This is a genomic window from Streptomyces sp. NPDC001480 (assembly GCF_042894725.1).
Taxonomy (GTDB): Bacteria; Actinomycetota; Actinomycetes; order Streptomycetales; family Streptomycetaceae; genus Streptomyces.
In genome coordinates this window covers 729,927-745,515 of sequence record NZ_JBIAVX010000001.1, presented here as the reverse complement: position 1 = coordinate 745,515, position 15,589 = coordinate 729,927, and the positions used below count along the sequence as shown (strand labels likewise).

The window sequence follows — 15,589 nt, the reverse complement described above, 5'->3', positions numbered from 1 at the left end:
GAACCGACGGCCACTCATATGCCCCCTTCTGAACGGGAGTTGACCGGGGTAACGTCCGCGCATGCCGAAACGCACGCGCTTCACGATCTGGCGAACGTCCGCGACAGCGGCCGTCGCCGTTCTCATGGCCGCCTTCCTCACCCCGGCAGCGGCCCACGCCGCCCCGGCCCCGAGGGAGAGCCGGCCGGTCTACTCCTACGCCGACGCCGTCCGGGAGTCCGTCTGGGTGGACACCGGCCTCGACGCCGACGGCGACGGCAGGACCGACCGCGTCGCCGCCGACATCGTCCGGCCGAGCGAACCCGCCCGGCAGGGCCGCAAGATCCCCGTCATCATGGACGCCAGCCCGTACTACTCCTGCTGCGGGCGCGGCAACGAGAGCCAGACGAAGACCTACGACGCGAGCGGCCACGTCGTGCGGATGCCGCTGTTCTACGACAACTACTTCGTACCCCGCGGCTACGCCTTCGTCGGCGTCGACCTCGCCGGCACCAACCGCTCCGACGGCTGTATCGACATCGGCGGCCGAAGCGACATCCAGTCCGCGAAGGCCGTCGTCGACTGGCTGAACGGCCGCGCCCGCGCCTACACCAGCCGTACCGGCACCACCACCGTCAAGGCGACCTGGACCAACGGCCGCACCGGCATGATCGGCAAGAGCTGGGACGGCACCATCGCCAACGGCGTCGCCGCCACCGGCGTCAAGGGCCTGAAGACGATCGTGCCGATCAGCGCCATCTCCTCCTGGTACGACTACTACTTCGCCAAGGGCGCCCCGCTGTACGACTCCGGCCCCGACGCGCTGTCCGACGCGGTGGAGAGCGACGGCGCCCACGCCAAGTGCGCCGCCGTCCAGCGCGAACTTGTCGACGGGGCCCCGCGCACCGGCGACTGGACGCCCCTGTGGACCGAACGCGACTACGTCAAGGACGCGGGCAAGGTACGGGCGAGCGTCTTCCTCGTGCACGGCATGCAGGACCTCAACGTCCGCACCAAGCACTTCGGCCAGTGGTGGGACGCCCTCGCGGGGCACGGCGTCGAGCGCAAGATCTGGCTCTCCCAGACCGGACACGTCGACCCCTTCGACTACCGGCGCGCTGACTGGGTCGAGACCGTGCACCGCTGGTTCGACCACGAACTCCTCGGCTACGCCAACGGCATCGACCGCGAGCCGATGGCCGACATCGAGCGCCACCCCGACCAGTGGGCCACCTCGAAGGTCTGGCCGCCGAGCGGTACGCGGGCCACCACGCTCCGCCCGGCCACCGGCCCGCAGGCGGGCGTCGGCACCCTCGGCCTGCGCAAGGGCTCCGGCACCGAGACCTTCACCGACGACCCGCGCCTGAGCGAGACCGACTGGGCCGCGCAGGTCACCCGGCCGACCGCCGCGAAGGCCGGTTTCATCACCCGGCCGCTCACCCGTGACCTCCGCCTGTCCGGCTCCTCCAAGGTCACCGTCACCGCCACCCCGACCACCTCGACGGCCCACCTGTCCGCCGTCCTCGTCGACCTCGGTCCCGACACGATCCGGGACTACGCGGACGACGCCGAGGGCATCACCACGCTCACCGACCGCACCTGCTGGGGCGCGAGCACGGCCGGGGACAGCGCCTGCTTCAAGGCGACCCGGGCGAAGACGGCCGCCGTCGACTACACGGTCTTCAGCCGCGGCTGGGCCGACCTCGGCAACTACGCCTCCGACCGCAAGGGCGTCCCGCTCACCCCGGGCAAGGCGTACACCATCACGCTCGACCTCGCGGCCACCGACCACGTCGTCCCCAAGGGCCACCGCCTGGCGCTGATCGTCGCGGGCACGGACAAGGACCTCATCGATCCGCCGTCCACCACCCCGAAGCTCACCCTGGACCTGGCCCGTACCTCGGCCCGGGTGCCGCTCGTCGGCGGCGCCGCCGCGTTCACCCGCGCCACCTCGGGCGGCACCTCCGCCGCGCCGAAGGCCACCACCCTGGACGGCGTGCGGGCACCGCGCACCATCCGGCACGTCCCCGGCAGCTGACGGGACCGGGCGGCCGGGCGAACCGGCCCGGCCGCCACCCCGGCGTGACGGCGGTTGCGGGTGGCTGTCGCGGAACATGTCATGGCGCGCTCGGATTCGTCCCCCTCCGGGAATACTCACGGCATGTCCGCCGCACACGCGACCTTCGGCCTGGCACCGGCGACGCGCGCCGGCGGTGTCCTCGCCGACGGCGGCCATCAGCTCCACCGGGACTTCCTGGACTTCGTGGTCGACGGCCGCCCGCTGCTGCCGCGGCTCCGTGACCTCGACGCCGTCTCCCCGCTCGCCTCCGACGTGCCGCCCGCGATCTTCACCGCCCAGGTCCGCGGCCTGCTGCTCCAGACCGGGGCGCCGCTCCCGGGCGGCCGGTTCGTCATCTACCGCTGCCCCGAGTGCGCGGACCTGGCGTGCGGCGCGGTCACCGCCGTCATCGAACGGGACGGCGACGACTACGTCTGGCGGGACTTCGCCTGGCAGACGGACGCCCACTCGGACCTCGAGCTCAACGGCTACCACGGCGTAGGGCCGTTCCGCTTCCACGGGCCCGAGTACCGGGCGGCCCTGGGTGCCCTGCTCGACGGCGAGGGCCCCCCGCCCCGCCGCCGCGTCCTGCTGATCGGCACCCGCGTCGGCCTGCTCGCCAGGCTCGCCGCCGCCCTGCGCTCCACCGGCATCGGCGCCGACATCACCCCCGACATCGACGACGTACCCGCCGAGGAGCTGCGCCCGTACGGCGCCGTCGCCTTCGGCCCCGCCCTCGGCGAGGACGAACGGGCCGCCGCCCGCCGGGTGTTCGAGCGGGCCGGGATCACCGCGGTCTTCGTCGACGGCCTCGCCCCGATCGTCCCGCTGCTCGTCGCGCAGGTCGAACAGGCCCTGGACCGCGGCCCCGTCGCACAGCGGCGTCTGATCGCTCTGGCGGCCGGCGGCGGCGGAGCGGTGGTCGAGGTCGCCTCGCCCTGCCGGGTGCGCGTCACGGCGTACCACCTCGGCCGGTTCTCCCGGACCCACGCCCATGAGGTCTTCGACGGAGTGCTGGAAGCCGGGCGGCACCGGATCGCGCTGGACGTGAGGACGGTGAAGGGGGAGGCCTTCGTGGTGGCCAGGACGTCCGAGAGCGTGCTGGCGGCGGCGGTGAGCCGCGGGAAACCCGGCTGAGCGGCGGGCGGCCGGGCCGTTAGGATCGGCGTCCTGATGACTGCCACCCTCGTCGCCAAGAACCTCGCCGCCGGCCACGGCGACCGTTCGCTCTTCTCCGGCCTCGACCTCGTCGTCGCCCCCGGGGACGTGATCGGGCTCGTCGGAGCCAACGGAGCGGGCAAGTCCACGCTGCTGCGGATGCTCGCCCAACTGGCCGTGCCGGAAGAGGGCGAGCTCAGGCTCTCCCCGCCCACGGCGACCGTGGGGCACCTCCCGCAGGAGCCGGAGCGCCGGCCCGGCGAGACCGTACGGGAGTTCCTGGCCCGCCGCACCGGTGTCGCCGAGGCCCAGCGGACGATGGACGAGGCCACCGAGGCGCTGGTCGAGGGCGCGCCCGGCGCCGACGACGCCTACGCGGCGAGCCTGGAGCGCTGGCTCGGCCTCGGCGGCGCCGACCTGGACGAGCGGGCCGAGGAGGTCGCCGACTCCCTCGGCCTCGCCGTGGACCTGGACCAGCCGATGACCTCCCTCTCCGGCGGCCAGGCGGCCCGCGCGGGTCTCGCCTCGCTGCTGCTCTCCCGCTACGACGTGTTCCTGCTCGACGAGCCCACCAACGACCTCGACCTCGACGGCCTGGAGCGCCTCGAACGCTTCGTCTCCGGACTGCGCGCCGGCACCGTGGTCGTCAGCCACGACCGCGAGTTCCTCACCCGCACGGTCACCAAGGTCCTCGAACTCGACCTCGCCCAGCACCGGATCAACCTCTACGGCGGCGGCTACGAGGCCTACCTGGAGGAACGCGAGACGGCCCGCCGGCACGCCCGGGAGGGCTACGAGGAGTACGCCGACAAGAAGGCGGCCCTCCAGGACCGGGCGCAGACCCAGCGCGCCTGGATGGACAAGGGCGTGAAGAACGCGCGCCGCAAGGCGGGCAACGACAACGACAAGATCGGCCGCAAGTTCCGCAGCGAGGCCAGCGAGAAGCAGGCAGCGAAGGCCCGCCAGACCCAGCGCATGATCGAGCGCCTCGAAGTCGTCGAGGAGCCCCGCAAGGAGTGGGAACTGCGCATGGAGATCGCGGCGGCCCCGCGCTCCGGCTCGGTCGTGGCCTGGCTGCGGGACGCGGAGGTACGGCGCGGCGACTTCACCTTCGGGCCGGTCTCCCTCCAGATCGACTGGGCGGACCGGGTCGCGGTCACCGGTGCCAACGGCGCGGGCAAGTCCACCCTCCTCGGCGCGCTGCTCGGCCGGATCCCCCTGGACGCCGGGCACGCGGCGCTCGGCTCGGGTGTCCTGGTCGGCGAGGTCGACCAGGCCCGCGGGCTGTTCCACGGTCCGCAGGCCCTCCTGGACGCCTTCTGCGCGGCCGTCCCCGACACCGAACCGGTCGAGGTGCGCACCCTGCTGGCCAAGTTCGGCCTGAAGTCGGACCATGTGCTGCGCCCGGCCGCGAGCCTCTCCCCGGGGGAACGCACCCGGGCCGCCCTGGCCCTGCTCCAGGGCCGCGGCGTCAACCTCCTCGTCCTGGACGAGCCGACGAACCACCTCGACCTGCCCGCCATCGAACAACTGGAGTCGGCCCTCGACTCCTACGAGGGCACGCTCCTCCTGGTCACCCACGACCGGCGGATGCTCGACGCGGTACGGGTGACCCGCCGCCTGGAGGTCGCGGCCGGCAAGGTGACCGAGCGCTGAGGTGAGCAAGCGTCAGGCGTACCGGAGTCGCGCCGCCCTGGCCGCCTCCTCCACACGGCTGCGGTGCGCCCGCCGGGCCTCGGCGTCCCCGGGTGACATGTTGAGGCCCTTCTCACGCTGCCCCGCCGCTCCGTCGATCAACTCCCGGACGATGTCGGCGTGCCCGGCGTGCCGCTGGGTCTCGGCGATCATGTGGGTGAGGACACGGTGGAGCGTGATGTCGTTCCCCGGCCCGCCGGGCACCTGGCCCACCGCGTCCAGGGGCAGTGCGGCGATCGTCTCGTCCGAGTGGGCCCACGCCCGCCGGTACAGGCCGGTGATCTCCTCCCGGCTCTCCTCGGGCCGCGCCCACAGGTCCGCGTCCGGCTCGGCGTCCCCGGTGATCCACAGCGCGGGCCCGTCGTCGAAGGGCCGTCCGAAGGTCGCGCCGAAGTACAGCGCCTCGGCACCGGCGAGATGCTTGAGGAGTCCGAGCAGGTTGGTGCCGGTGGGGGTGAGGGGCCGCCGGACGTCGTACTCGGACAGGCCGTCCAGCTTCCACAGCAGCACGTCGCGGGCGTCCTGAAGGTACACCTGGAGGTCGGTCTTGGGATCGGTTGCGGGCATGGGGCCAGTCTCGCCGCCCGGTGATCGGCCGGACCACCGGTTTTACGCGGGGCCGGGCGCTTCCTCGCGGAAGGCCCGGCCCCGGGTGCTCAGCGCCGCCCGTTCTTCGGGTCGAGCAGCCCCGCGCGCCGCAGCGCGTCGGCCATCGCGCTGTTAGCGGGCGGCGGGGGAGCCTGGCGGGAACCGCCGCCACCGCCGCCACCGCCGCCGCGGGCCTGGCGCTGCTGCGGCGGGCGTCCGCCGCGCTGCCGCCGCTCGCCGCCGCCCTGCTGCTTCTCCTGCGGCGCGGCCTCGTCGTCCAGGCGCAGGGTCAGCGAGATCCGCTTGCGCGGGATGTCCACGTCGAGGACCTTCACCTTGACGATGTCACCGGGCTTGACCACATCACGCGGGTCCTTCACGAACGTCCGCGACATCGCGGAGACGTGCACGAGACCGTCCTGGTGGACGCCGACGTCCACGAACGCCCCGAACGCCGCCACGTTCGTCACGACGCCCTCCAGCACCATCCCGGAGGACAGGTCGGAGATCTTCTCCACACCCTCCTTGAAGGTGGCCGTCTTGAAGGCGGGACGCGGGTCACGCCCCGGCTTCTCCAGCTCCTTCAGGATGTCGGTGACCGTCGGCAGACCGAAGGTGTCGTCCACGAAGTCGGCCGGCCGCATGGACCGCAGCACACCGGTGTTGCCGATGAGGGAGGCGACCTCCTGCCCCGTCGTCTTCACCATGCGGCGCACCACCGGATAGGCCTCGGGGTGCACACTGGAGGCGTCCAGCGGGTCGCCGCCGCGGATACGGAGGAAGCCCGCGCACTGCTCGTACGCCTTCGGGCCCAGCCGGGCCACCTTCTTCAGCTCGGTGCGCGAGGTGAACGGGCCGTTCGCGTCACGGTGCGCCACGATGTTCTCCGCGAGTCCGGAGGTGATGCCGGAGACCCGGGCCAGCAGCGGGGCCGACGCCGTGTTCACGTCCACACCCACGCCGTTCACACAGTCCTCCACCACCGCGTCCAGCGAACGCGACAGCTTCACCTCGGACAGGTCGTGCTGGTACTGGCCGACGCCGATCGACTTCGGGTCGATCTTCACCAGCTCGGCCAGCGGGTCCTGGAGACGGCGGGCGATCGACACCGCGCCGCGCAGCGACACGTCCATGTCGGGCAGCTCCTGCGAGGCGAAGGCGGAGGCCGAGTACACGGACGCGCCCGCCTCGGACACCATCACCTTGGTGAGCTTCAGCTCCGGGTGCTTCGTGATGAGTTCACCGGCGAGCTTGTCGGTCTCCCGGGACGCGGTGCCGTTGCCGATCGCGACCAGCTCGACCGCGTGCTCCTTCGCCAGCCGGGCCAGCTTCGCCAGGGCTTCGTCCCACTTGTTGGCCGGGACGTGCGGGTAGATGACGTCGGTGGCCACGACCTTGCCGGTCGCGTCGACCACGGCCACCTTCACGCCCGTACGGAAGCCGGGGTCCAGGCCCAGCGTCGCGCGCGTGCCCGCCGGAGCGGCGAGCAGCAGGTCGCGCAGGTTCGCCGCGAACACGTTCACCGCCTCGTCCTCGGCGGCCGTGCGCAGCCTCAGGCGCAGGTCGATGCCGAGGTGCACCAGGATCCGGGTGCGCCAGGCCCAGCGGACCGTGTCGGCCAGCCACTTGTCGGCGGGACGTCCGCGGTCGGCGATCTGGAACTTGTGGGCGACGATCCCCTCGTACGACGAAGGGCCGTCGGTCGGCTCCTCCGGCTCCAGGACGAGGTCGAGGACCTCCTCCTTCTCGCCGCGCAGCATGGCGAGGATCCGGTGCGAGGGCAGCTCGGTGAAGGGCTCGGCGAAGTCGAAGTAGTCGGCGAACTTGGCGCCCGCCTCCTCCTTGCCGTCCCGCACCTTGGCGGCCAGCCGCCCGCGCACCCACATCCGCTCGCGCAGCTCGCCGATCAGGTCGGCGTCCTCCGAGAACCGCTCGGTGAGGATCGCCCGCGCGCCGTCGAGCGCGGCCTGCGGGTCCGCGACGCCCTTGTCGGCGTCGACGAACGCGGCGGCGGCGGCGAGGGGTTCGACACCCGGGTCGCCCAGCAGCCCTTCGGCCAGTGGCTCAAGGCCCGCCTCGCGCGCGATCTGCGCCTTGGTGCGCCGCTTCGGCTTGTACGGCAGGTAGATGTCCTCGAGGCGCGCCTTGGTCTGGGCGCCACGGATCTGCGCCTCGAGCTCGTCGGTGAGCTTGCCCTGCTCGCGCACCGACTCCAGGATCGCCGCCCGCCGCTCCTGAAGCTCCCGCAGGTAGCGCAGCCGCTCCTCGATCGTGCGCAGCTGCGCGTCGTCGAGCATCTCGGTCGCTTCCTTGCGGTAGCGGGCGATGAAGGGCACCGTCGAACCGCCGTCGAGCAGTTCCACCGCGGCCTTCACCTGCCGCTCCCGTACGCCGAGCTCCTCGGCGATCCTGCCTTCGATGGATCCCGCTTCGATGGATCCGGGTGTCGTCACGTTCCCGTACCGCCTTCTCCACTGAGGTTGCGCGGCAATTGTGGCAGGTCGCACCGACAACCGGGGATCAGGGCGGCACCCGGCGGGGCGGGCGCGCCGCCGTCAGGCGCTGTGGCCCCGCGCCGAGCTCGACGCGCCGCCGAACAGCCGCGCAAGGGCCCGGAACGGCAGCGTCACGACGGTGGCGATGGCGCCACCGATCTGGCGCAGTACGTCTGCGATCGCACGGAACACGGACTTTCCCCTTTCGTCTCCCGGCCGCTCCGGCCGGGAGAGTACGGGTACCTCGGTGATCGCCGGGCATGCCCCGCCGCCGCGCCAGGCCCGCGGCTCAGCCCTTGCCGATCAGGTCGGCGGGGAAGGCACCGGCCGCCAGCGCCGCGCCGGCGAAGGCCTTGCCGAGCTCCGTGAGCCGCGCGACGCCCTCCGCTCCCAGGTGCTCGTAGGGGGCCGCGTCGAGGCGGTCCGTCTCCCGCTCGATCTCCTCGCGCAGCGCGACACCCCGCTCGGTCAGTTCGCCCTCGCCGTCCAGCAGCCCGCGCTCCCTCAGCCGCCCGGACGCCGCGTCCCACTCGTCCCGGCTCCAGCCTCGGGTGACGAAGACCCACTTCGGGTTGATGCCCTTGCCGGTCGCCGTGTGGGTCACCAGCGCCTCCAGGCCGTCGAGTCCGGCGGCCGTCAGCACCGCCAGGTGCCCGTCGCCCCGGTGCTCGCGCAGCAGGGTGGCCGCGTGCCAGTAGGCCAGGTGCGGTTCCTCGGGGACCGGCAGGTCGGCGTGGGCGGCGTACAGCGGGCGGCCGGAGCGGGAGCAGGCCTCGGCGGCACGCAGGGCCAGCCGCGCGGCCTCCGTCATCTCCGCCGAGCTCACGGCCTCCCCGCCGAGCAGCCGGCGCAGTGTCGCGTCGGCGGCACGCGCGCGTGCCGCCAGCACCGGGCCGGGCGCCGCGGTCTCCCAGACGGCGGGCACATGGCGCGCCACCAGCTCGTACTTGTAGTTGTAGAACGTCGCGGTCACCGTGCCGGCGCCGACCGCCCCCAGGGCGGCGGCCCGCACCGCGAAGTTCACCGCCCGGGGGTCGGTGATCCCCACGGCGCCCAGTTCGCGCCCCAGGTCGGGCGAGAAGTAGAGGGTGGCGTGCAGGGAGTTGAGCACGGAGTGGCAGCGGCGGCCCGCGCGCGGGCCGAGGGCGACAGTAGTCATGAACCGCACGTTACCGACCGGTCGGTACCTTCGGGAGGGCGGCCGCGGTGAACGGGGGGCGAATGGCAGGAAAGGTGGGAAGTTCGTCATTGCGGCCATCCGTGCGCCTTTGAAGAATCGGTGGCATGACGCAGCGATCCGTTCTCGTCCTGCTCTTCGACGGCGTCCAGAGCCTGGACGTCACCGGCCCGGTGGAGGTCTTCGCCGGGGCCGAGACGCACACCCCGGGCAGCTACCGCATCCGGACCGCCTCCCTGGACGGCGCGCCCGTGCGCACCTCCAGCGGCCTGACCCTCCTACCGGACCAGGCGCTGCCGGAGGCGGCCGGGACGCACACGCTGCTCGTGCCCGGGGGACACGGCACCCGCGAGCCCGATCCGCGGCTGACCGGCTGGCTGCGCGAGAACGGACCGCGCGCGGCCCGCCTGGTCTCCGTGTGCACCGGCGCGCTCCTGCTCGCCCGGGCGGGCCTGCTGGACGGCCGGCGTGTCACGACCCACTGGGCCTACTGCGACAAGCTCGCCCGCGACCACCCGGCGGTGCAGGTCGACCCCGACCCCATCTACGTGCGCGACGGACGGGTCTCCACCTCCGCCGGCGTCACCTCGGGCATCGATCTCGTCCTCGCCCTGGTCGAGGAGGACCTGGGCCGGGAGACGGCACTCGTCATCGCCCGCCATCTGGTGGTCTTCCTGCGCCGCCCCGGCAACCAGGCCCAGTTCAGCGCCCAGCTCGCCGCGCAGACCGCACAGCGCGAGCCGCTGCGGGAGGTCCAGCGGTGGATCACCGAGCACCCTGCCGACGACCTCACCGTGGAGTCCCTCGCCGCCCGCGCCCGCCTCTCGCCCCGCCACTTCGCCCGCGCCTTCCAGCACGAGACCGGCACCACCCCCGGCCGCTACGTCGACCGGGTGCGGCTCGAACACGCCCGCCGCCTGCTGGAGGACACCGGCGACGGCGTCGAGGAGATCTCCCGGGCCAGCGGTTACGGCACCCCCGAGGCCATGCGCCGTGCCTTCGTCAGGGCCCTCGGCGCGTCCCCGGCCGAGTACCGCCGCCGTTTCCGGCCCGTACCCGCCTCCTGAAGACATCCCTCGGAAAATCACAAAAAGGAGACCCATGCAGATCGCCATGGTCGTCTACGACCGTTTCACCGCCCTGGACGCCGTGGGGCCGTACGAGATCCTCAGCCGCCTCCCGGACGCGCGCGTCGACTTCGTCGCCGAACGGCCGGGCCCCGTGCGCACCGACACGGGCTTCCTCGCCGTCACCGCGGACAAGGCGCTGGACGAGGTGCCCCACCCCGACGTCGTCGTGGTGGCCGGCGGCCCCGGCACCTCCACCGCGATCGAGAACGAGGCCCTCCTCGCCTGGCTGCGGGCCGCCGACGCGACCAGCACCTGGACCACCTCCGTCTGCTCGGGCTCCCTGCTCCTCGCCGCCGCGGGCCTCCTCGACGGCCGCCGAGCCACCTCCCACTGGCTCGCCCTCGACCTCCTGCGGCAGTACGGCGCCGAACCGACCGGCGAGCGGGTGGTGACCGACGGCAAGTACGTCACGGCCGCCGGGGTCTCCTCCGGTATCGACATGGGGCTCACCCTGCTCGGCCGGATCGCGGGCGACGAACACGCCCAGGCCGTCCAGCTGCTGACGGAGTACGACCCGCAGCCGCCCTACGACGCCGGATCGCCCGCCAAGGCGCCCGCGCACCTCGTCGAGGAGTTCCGCACCGGCGGCCGGTTCAGCCTGACGTAGGCACACTCCAGGTGAAGCGCGGCGGCCGGCGCTCCAGGAAGGCGGCGACCCCCTCAGCGGTGTCGCCGCTGCCCCGCATCTGCCCCGTCCAGTACCCGTCCCGGTCCGTGTGCCCGTCCGCGAACTCCTTCGCCGCGGCCTGGGTCAGCTGCGAGCGGGACACCAGGATCCGGGTGAACTCCGCGACCCGCTTGCCGAGCTCCCCCTCCGGCAGCACCTCGTCGACGAAGCCCGTGCGCAGCGCGCGGGCCGTGTCGATCAACTCGCCGGAGAACAGCAGGTACTTGGCGGTGGCCGGGCCCACCAGCGACACCAGCCGGCGCGTGGCGGAGGCCGGATAGACGATGCCCAGCTTGGCGGGCGTCACCCCGAACAGCGACCCCTCCTCGGCGAACCGCAGGTCGCACGCCGCCGCGAGCTGTGCCCCGCCGCCCACACAGTGCCCGCGGACGGCCGCCAGCGTCGGCTTCGGGAACGCCGCGAGGGCCTCCTCGGCGCGCACGGCGAGCCCCTGCGCCTCCTCGGCCGAGCCGCGCAGGGTGGAGATGTCCGCCCCGGCACAGAAGGTGCCGCCCTCGCCGGTGAGCACCAGCGCCCGCACGGCGGGGTCGGCGGCCAGCGCGTCCAGCAGCGGCGGCAGCGCCCGCCACATCGAGGCCGTCATGGCATTGCGCTTGGCGGGATGATGGACGACGACGGTGGCGACCGAGCCGGTCACACCGTGCAGCAGCTGGGGCTCCATGCGGCGGATGCTATCCGGCTCCGCCGGACCGCCGGTCGAGCGGCTGCCGCCGAACGCGTCAAACCCGTGCACCCCTGGCAGCACAACGATCGGAAACCATCCGAAATCCGCTGACTTGTGTTCAGTTCCGCGGGGCGGAGCGGATCTTTACCAACACTCGACGTGTGGTGACAATCGAGCGCGAGGGTGGCGACCGGACGATGGAGAACCACGGGCGTGGGGCGGCCCCGCGCCCAGAGGGAGGCGACCGGCGCCCGCCGGAGCCACTGCCCTACGAGGGAGTCTGGCGGTTCACCGCCCCCGCCGTCGACGCCTCGGTCCCGCAGGCGCGGCACGCCGTACGGGACCTGCTCCACCGCCAGGGCGTGCCGGTCTCCGACGACCTGTTCCAGGGACTGCTGCTGATCGTCTCCGAGCTGGTCACCAACGCGGTCAAGCACGCCGCGCTGCTGTCGCCGACGCTCGCCGTGGAGATCGCCGTCGGTGCCGAGTGGGTGCGGGTGTCGGTGGAGGACAACCACCCCTACCGCCCCACCGCCCTGGAGGCCGACCACGGGCAGACCGGAGGCCGCGGCCTGCTCCTGGTCCGGGAGGTGGCCCAGGAAGCGGGCGGGGTGGTGGACGTGGAGCACACGGTGGGCGGCGGCAAGGTCATCTGGGCCGCCATGCCGCTCAAACCGCCGCTGGATCCCGCGCGGCTGTCGTGAGCCGCCTCACCAGCCGGCGGCGGGGCCCGTCAGCTCTCTGATCGCCGGGCGGGCCGCGTCCAGGACGGTCATGAACCAGGACGAGAAGGTGTCGGCCGCGTGCCGCTCCTTCAGTTCGGCCGGGGTCACGAAGGCGGTCGCGCCGACCTCCTGCGCATCCGGCGCGGGCGGGGTCTGCACCAGGCCGACGAACAGGTGGTTGTACTCCTGCTCCACCAGGCCCGAGGCCGGATCCGGGTGGTTGTAGCGGACCGTGCCCGCCTCGGCGAGCAGCGACGGCGACACGCCGAGCTCCTCGTACGTGCGCCGGGCGGCCGCCGCGAAGGGCGCCTCACCGGGGTAGGGGTGGCCGCAGCAGGTGTTGGACCACACACCGGGGGAGTGGTACTTGCCGAGCGCCCGCCGCTGGAGCAGCAGCCGGCCCTGCTCGTCGAAGAGGAAGACGGAGAACGCGCGGTGCAGCTGTCCCGGCGGCTGGTGGGCGGCGAGCTTCTCCGCGGTGCCGATCGTCACGCCGTCCTCGTCGACCAGTTCCAGCAAAATCGCCTCTGCGGTGCCGTTCGACGAACTGTGCGTCGCGGTGGCAGGTGTGATCGGCATACCCATCCTTCGCCTCGGTCTTCGCACCTCAAGTCTGCCGTACGAATCCGGCACTCCCGTCACTTCCCGGCACGTCCGCATGTCCGCGCGGTGCGCGTCCGGCGGTCGCCCCGGCCGGACACCGGAAGCGGGACCCGGTAGGTGAGCGTGCCCTGCGGGTGTGGCCGGGAACCGCCCGTGGGTGCCCCGAACACAAGGACGCCGGAGTACTCCGGACGACCGCGTTCCACCGGCGGCGCCCCCGACCGGCTCGCGGCGGCGGCCGCCGTCAGTGGCCGACTGCAAGTGGCCGACCGGTCAGTGGTCCGCCGTCAGTGGCACAGCCGCGCCTCGTGCTCCGCGTGCCCGCTGGGCTCCAGCTGGAAGGTGCAGTGCTCCACGTCGAAGTGGTCGCCCAGGCAGTGCTGGAGCTCGTGCAGCATCTTCTCGTGGCCGATGGCGTTGAGCGCGTCCGAGCGGACCACCACGTGCGCGGAGAGCACCGGCAGCCCGGAGGTGATGGTCCAGGCGTGCAGGTCGTGCACGTCCTCCACGCCGTCCAGGGCCAGGATGTGCGCCCGGACCTCCGCCATGTCGACGTCCTTCGGGGCCGCCTCCAGCAGCACGTCGAGGGTCTCGCGCAGCAGCTTGACCGTACGCGGCACGATCATCACCCCGATGACCAGCGAGGCGACCGGGTCGGCGGCCTCCCAGCCGGTGGTCAGGATCACCACCGCCGAGACGATCACCGCGAGCGAGCCCAGCGCGTCCGCGGCCACCTCCAGGAACGCGCCGCGGACGTTCAGGCTCTCCTTCTGGCCCCGCATCAGCAGCGTGAGCGAGATCATGTTCGCGACCAGGCCGATCGCACCGAACACGATCATCAGCCCGCCCTCGGTGCCGGCCGGGGTCAGGAACCTCTGCACGGCCTCGTACAGCACGTAACCGCCGACGCCGAGCAGCAGCAGACAGTTGGCCAGGGCGGCCAGGATCTCGGCGCGCGCGTAGCCGAAGGTGCGGTTGGTGCTCGGCGGACGGTTGGCGAAGTGGATCGCGAGCAGGGCCATGCCCAGGCCCAGCGCGTCGGTGGCCATGTGCGCCGCGTCCGCGATGAGCGCGAGGGAGTCGGCGGCCAGACCGCCGACGACCTCGACCACCATGACGGCGAGCGTGATCGACAGCGCGACGCGCAGCGTGCCGCGGTACGCCGCCGCCGCCGTCCCGGTGGGCGGCGCGTGCGTGTGCGCGTGCCCGTGATCGTGCCCTGCGCCCATGCCGTCGGCCCTTCCGTGTGTCCGTCGCGTCCGTCCGAGCACACAGTGAACTACGGGTGGGGGGTATCCGGCAACGCGGCACTGAACACCGTTGTCATGTGCCCTGACCTGCGGAAACGAACCCCAGGTCAGGACACCCCCAGCGCACCGGCGCCGACGCGCATTTCGCACCGCGGCTGCCGGCCCGATGCCTTGACGGCCCGTTCGGCCGAGGCGACCGCGCGCGGGGCGTCCCCGGGGCGGCGCCCCTCCACGACGGGCGGCCGGCGGTCGCCGGTGACCTCGTCGATGACCGGGACCGGCTCGCGTACGGAGATGCTCGGGCCTCGGCCGGTGTTCGTGGTCAGGGCGCGGCCGGGGTCTCTTGGCGCACCGGCGTGGGAACGCCGCCGTGGTGCGAGCGCCAGCCCTCCCAGGCCGACTCCACCATCGCGCGCACCCCGTGCCGTGCTCGCCAGCCCAGTGCCCGCGCGGCCCGTTCGGCCGAGGCGACCGCGCGCGGGGCGTCCCCGGGGCGGCGCCCCTCCACGACGGGCGGCCGGCGGTCGCCGGTGACCTCGCCGATGACCGAGACCAGTTCACGCACGGAGACGCCCTCGCCCCGGCCGATGTTCACCGTCAGGTCGCCGGTCAGGGCCCCCTCGGACAGCCGCCGGGCCGCCGCCAGGTGCGCATCGCCCAGGTCGGCGACATGGATGTAGTCACGGACGCAGGTGCCGTCCGGCGTCGGATAGTCGTCGCCGAAGATCCGCGGGGCCTCGTCGCGGGTGAGCCGGTCGAACACCATGGGCACTATGTTGTACACGCCGGTGTCCGCGAGCTCCGGCGCGGCCGCGCCCGCCACGTTGAAGTAGCGCAGACAGACGGTCGAGATGCCATGCGCCCGCCCCGCCGCCCGCACCAGCCACTCCCCGGCGAGCTTGGTCTCGCCGTAGGCGTTCACCGGCGCGCACGGGGTTTCCTCGGTGATCAGGTCCACGTCCGGGTTGCCGTAGACGGCCGCCGACGAGGAGAACACGAAGCGTTCGATCCCGGCCCCGGCGACCGTCTCCAGGAGCGTGGCGAGTCCGCCGACGTTCTCCCGGTAGTAGCGGGCCGGCTGCGCCACCGACTCCGCGACCTGCTTGCGCGCCGCGAGATGGATCACGCCCGTCACCGCGTGCTCGGCGAGGACCCGCTCCAGCAGAGCCCGGTCGCTCACACAGCCCTCGGTCAGCGGCACGCCCGCCGGGAGCCGTGCGGGCACCCCCGCCGAGAGGTCGTCCAGCGCGACGACGCGCTCCCCGGCGCCGGTCATGGCCCGCGCCACATGAGCCCCGATGTATCCGGCACCGCCGGTGATCAGCCACGTCATGGTCGCCCACCCTATGCCGACCGGCACGGGCCGTCCCCAATGTCC

At 73.1% G+C, this 15,589-nt stretch carries 14 protein-coding genes; 6 read left to right on the top strand and 8 right to left on the bottom strand.

Annotated features, from left to right (window positions below; genetic code table 11):
- The first annotated feature begins 61 nt into the window (after positions 1-61).
- The 3 genes from ACFY01_RS03515 to ACFY01_RS03505 all read left to right on the top strand — a co-directional run bounded on the left by ACFY01_RS03515 (position 62) and on the right by ACFY01_RS03505 (position 4,852).
- Positions 62-2,017: a Xaa-Pro dipeptidyl-peptidase gene (locus tag ACFY01_RS03515; protein ID WP_390733944.1), complete on the top strand. Its 1,956-nt coding sequence runs from the start codon at positions 62-64 to the stop codon at positions 2,015-2,017.
- A 123-nt stretch (positions 2,018-2,140) separates the two neighbouring features.
- On the top strand, positions 2,141-3,175 hold the full coding sequence (locus tag ACFY01_RS03510) for an oxidoreductase (RefSeq protein ID WP_390733943.1): 1,035 nt from the start codon (positions 2,141-2,143) through the stop codon (positions 3,173-3,175).
- Between the two features lie 36 nt (positions 3,176-3,211).
- Entirely contained in the window at positions 3,212-4,852 is a 1,641-nt protein-coding gene (locus ACFY01_RS03505; RefSeq protein WP_390733942.1) for an ABC-F family ATP-binding cassette domain-containing protein, read from the top strand.
- Between the two features lie 12 nt (positions 4,853-4,864).
- On the opposite strand, the gene ACFY01_RS03500 is transcribed toward ACFY01_RS03505, so the two are convergent.
- The 4 genes from ACFY01_RS03500 to ACFY01_RS03485 form a co-directional block, all read right to left on the bottom strand.
- Positions 4,865-5,458 (bottom strand): DinB family protein, encoded by a 594-nt coding sequence (locus tag ACFY01_RS03500; protein WP_390733941.1) that lies wholly within the window; start codon positions 5,456-5,458, stop codon positions 4,865-4,867.
- Between the two features lie 89 nt (positions 5,459-5,547).
- Positions 5,548-7,932, bottom strand: a complete 2,385-nt coding sequence (locus ACFY01_RS03495; RefSeq protein ID WP_390733940.1) for a Tex family protein — start codon at positions 7,930-7,932, stop codon at positions 5,548-5,550.
- A gap of 102 nt (positions 7,933-8,034) precedes the next feature.
- Positions 8,035-8,166 carry an LPFR motif small protein gene (locus tag ACFY01_RS03490; RefSeq protein WP_390733939.1) on the bottom strand — a complete coding sequence of 44 codons (132 nt, stop codon included), beginning with the start codon at positions 8,164-8,166 and terminating at the stop codon, positions 8,035-8,037.
- A gap of 97 nt (positions 8,167-8,263) precedes the next feature.
- A complete protein-coding gene (locus tag ACFY01_RS03485; protein WP_390733938.1) occupies positions 8,264-9,133 on the bottom strand; it encodes a hypothetical protein in 870 nt (289 codons plus the stop codon).
- Positions 9,134-9,258: 125 nt separating this feature from the next.
- Here ACFY01_RS03485 and ACFY01_RS03480 point away from each other — a divergent pair, with 125 nt between their 5' ends.
- A complete protein-coding gene (locus ACFY01_RS03480) occupies positions 9,259-10,218 on the top strand; it encodes a GlxA family transcriptional regulator (protein WP_390733937.1) in 960 nt (319 codons plus the stop codon).
- 34 nt (positions 10,219-10,252) lie between these two features.
- Positions 10,253-10,888: a DJ-1/PfpI family protein gene (locus ACFY01_RS03475; RefSeq protein WP_390733936.1), complete on the top strand. Its 636-nt coding sequence runs from the start codon at positions 10,253-10,255 to the stop codon at positions 10,886-10,888.
- Here ACFY01_RS03475 and ACFY01_RS03470 read toward each other — a convergent pair.
- Positions 10,875-11,630, bottom strand: a complete 756-nt coding sequence (locus ACFY01_RS03470) for an enoyl-CoA hydratase/isomerase family protein (RefSeq protein ID WP_390733935.1) — start codon at positions 11,628-11,630, stop codon at positions 10,875-10,877. The two genes, ACFY01_RS03475 and ACFY01_RS03470, sit on opposite strands and share 14 nt — an antisense overlap.
- A gap of 200 nt (positions 11,631-11,830) precedes the next feature.
- On the opposite strand from ACFY01_RS03470, the gene ACFY01_RS03465 reads away from it, so the two are divergent.
- Positions 11,831-12,337, top strand: a complete 507-nt coding sequence (locus ACFY01_RS03465) for an ATP-binding protein (protein WP_390734041.1) — start codon at positions 11,831-11,833, stop codon at positions 12,335-12,337.
- Between the two features lie 6 nt (positions 12,338-12,343).
- Here ACFY01_RS03465 and idi read toward each other — a convergent pair whose 3' ends face one another.
- From idi to galE, 3 genes are all read right to left on the bottom strand, one after another.
- On the bottom strand, positions 12,344-12,937 hold the full coding sequence (idi, locus tag ACFY01_RS03460) for an isopentenyl-diphosphate Delta-isomerase (RefSeq protein WP_390733934.1): 594 nt from the start codon (positions 12,935-12,937) through the stop codon (positions 12,344-12,346).
- A gap of 311 nt (positions 12,938-13,248) precedes the next feature.
- A complete protein-coding gene (locus ACFY01_RS03455; RefSeq protein WP_390733933.1) occupies positions 13,249-14,190 on the bottom strand; it encodes a cation diffusion facilitator family transporter in 942 nt (313 codons plus the stop codon).
- Positions 14,191-14,533: 343 nt separating this feature from the next.
- A complete protein-coding gene (gene galE, locus ACFY01_RS03450) occupies positions 14,534-15,544 on the bottom strand; it encodes a UDP-glucose 4-epimerase GalE (protein ID WP_390733932.1) in 1,011 nt (336 codons plus the stop codon).
- Positions 15,545-15,589 lie beyond the last annotated feature (45 nt).

Coding starts and splice junctions, on each gene's coding strand:
- ACFY01_RS03515 (WP_390733944.1), top strand. CDS start 62: ATGCCGAAACGCACGCGCTTCACGATCTGGCGAACGTCCGCGACAGCG.
- ACFY01_RS03510 (WP_390733943.1), top strand. CDS start 2,141: ATGTCCGCCGCACACGCGACCTTCGGCCTGGCACCGGCGACGCGCGCC.
- ACFY01_RS03505 (WP_390733942.1), top strand. CDS start 3,212: ATGACTGCCACCCTCGTCGCCAAGAACCTCGCCGCCGGCCACGGCGAC.
- ACFY01_RS03500 (WP_390733941.1), bottom strand. CDS start 5,458: ATGCCCGCAACCGATCCCAAGACCGACCTCCAGGTGTACCTTCAGGAC.
- ACFY01_RS03485 (WP_390733938.1), bottom strand. CDS start 9,133: ATGACTACTGTCGCCCTCGGCCCGCGCGCGGGCCGCCGCTGCCACTCC.
- ACFY01_RS03480 (WP_390733937.1), top strand. CDS start 9,259: ATGACGCAGCGATCCGTTCTCGTCCTGCTCTTCGACGGCGTCCAGAGC.
- ACFY01_RS03475 (WP_390733936.1), top strand. CDS start 10,253: ATGCAGATCGCCATGGTCGTCTACGACCGTTTCACCGCCCTGGACGCC.
- ACFY01_RS03470 (WP_390733935.1), bottom strand. CDS start 11,630: ATGGAGCCCCAGCTGCTGCACGGTGTGACCGGCTCGGTCGCCACCGTC.
- ACFY01_RS03465 (WP_390734041.1), top strand. CDS start 11,831: ATGGAGAACCACGGGCGTGGGGCGGCCCCGCGCCCAGAGGGAGGCGAC.
- idi (WP_390733934.1), bottom strand. CDS start 12,937: ATGCCGATCACACCTGCCACCGCGACGCACAGTTCGTCGAACGGCACC.
- ACFY01_RS03455 (WP_390733933.1), bottom strand. CDS start 14,190: ATGGGCGCAGGGCACGATCACGGGCACGCGCACACGCACGCGCCGCCC.
- galE (WP_390733932.1), bottom strand. CDS start 15,544: ATGACGTGGCTGATCACCGGCGGTGCCGGATACATCGGGGCTCATGTG.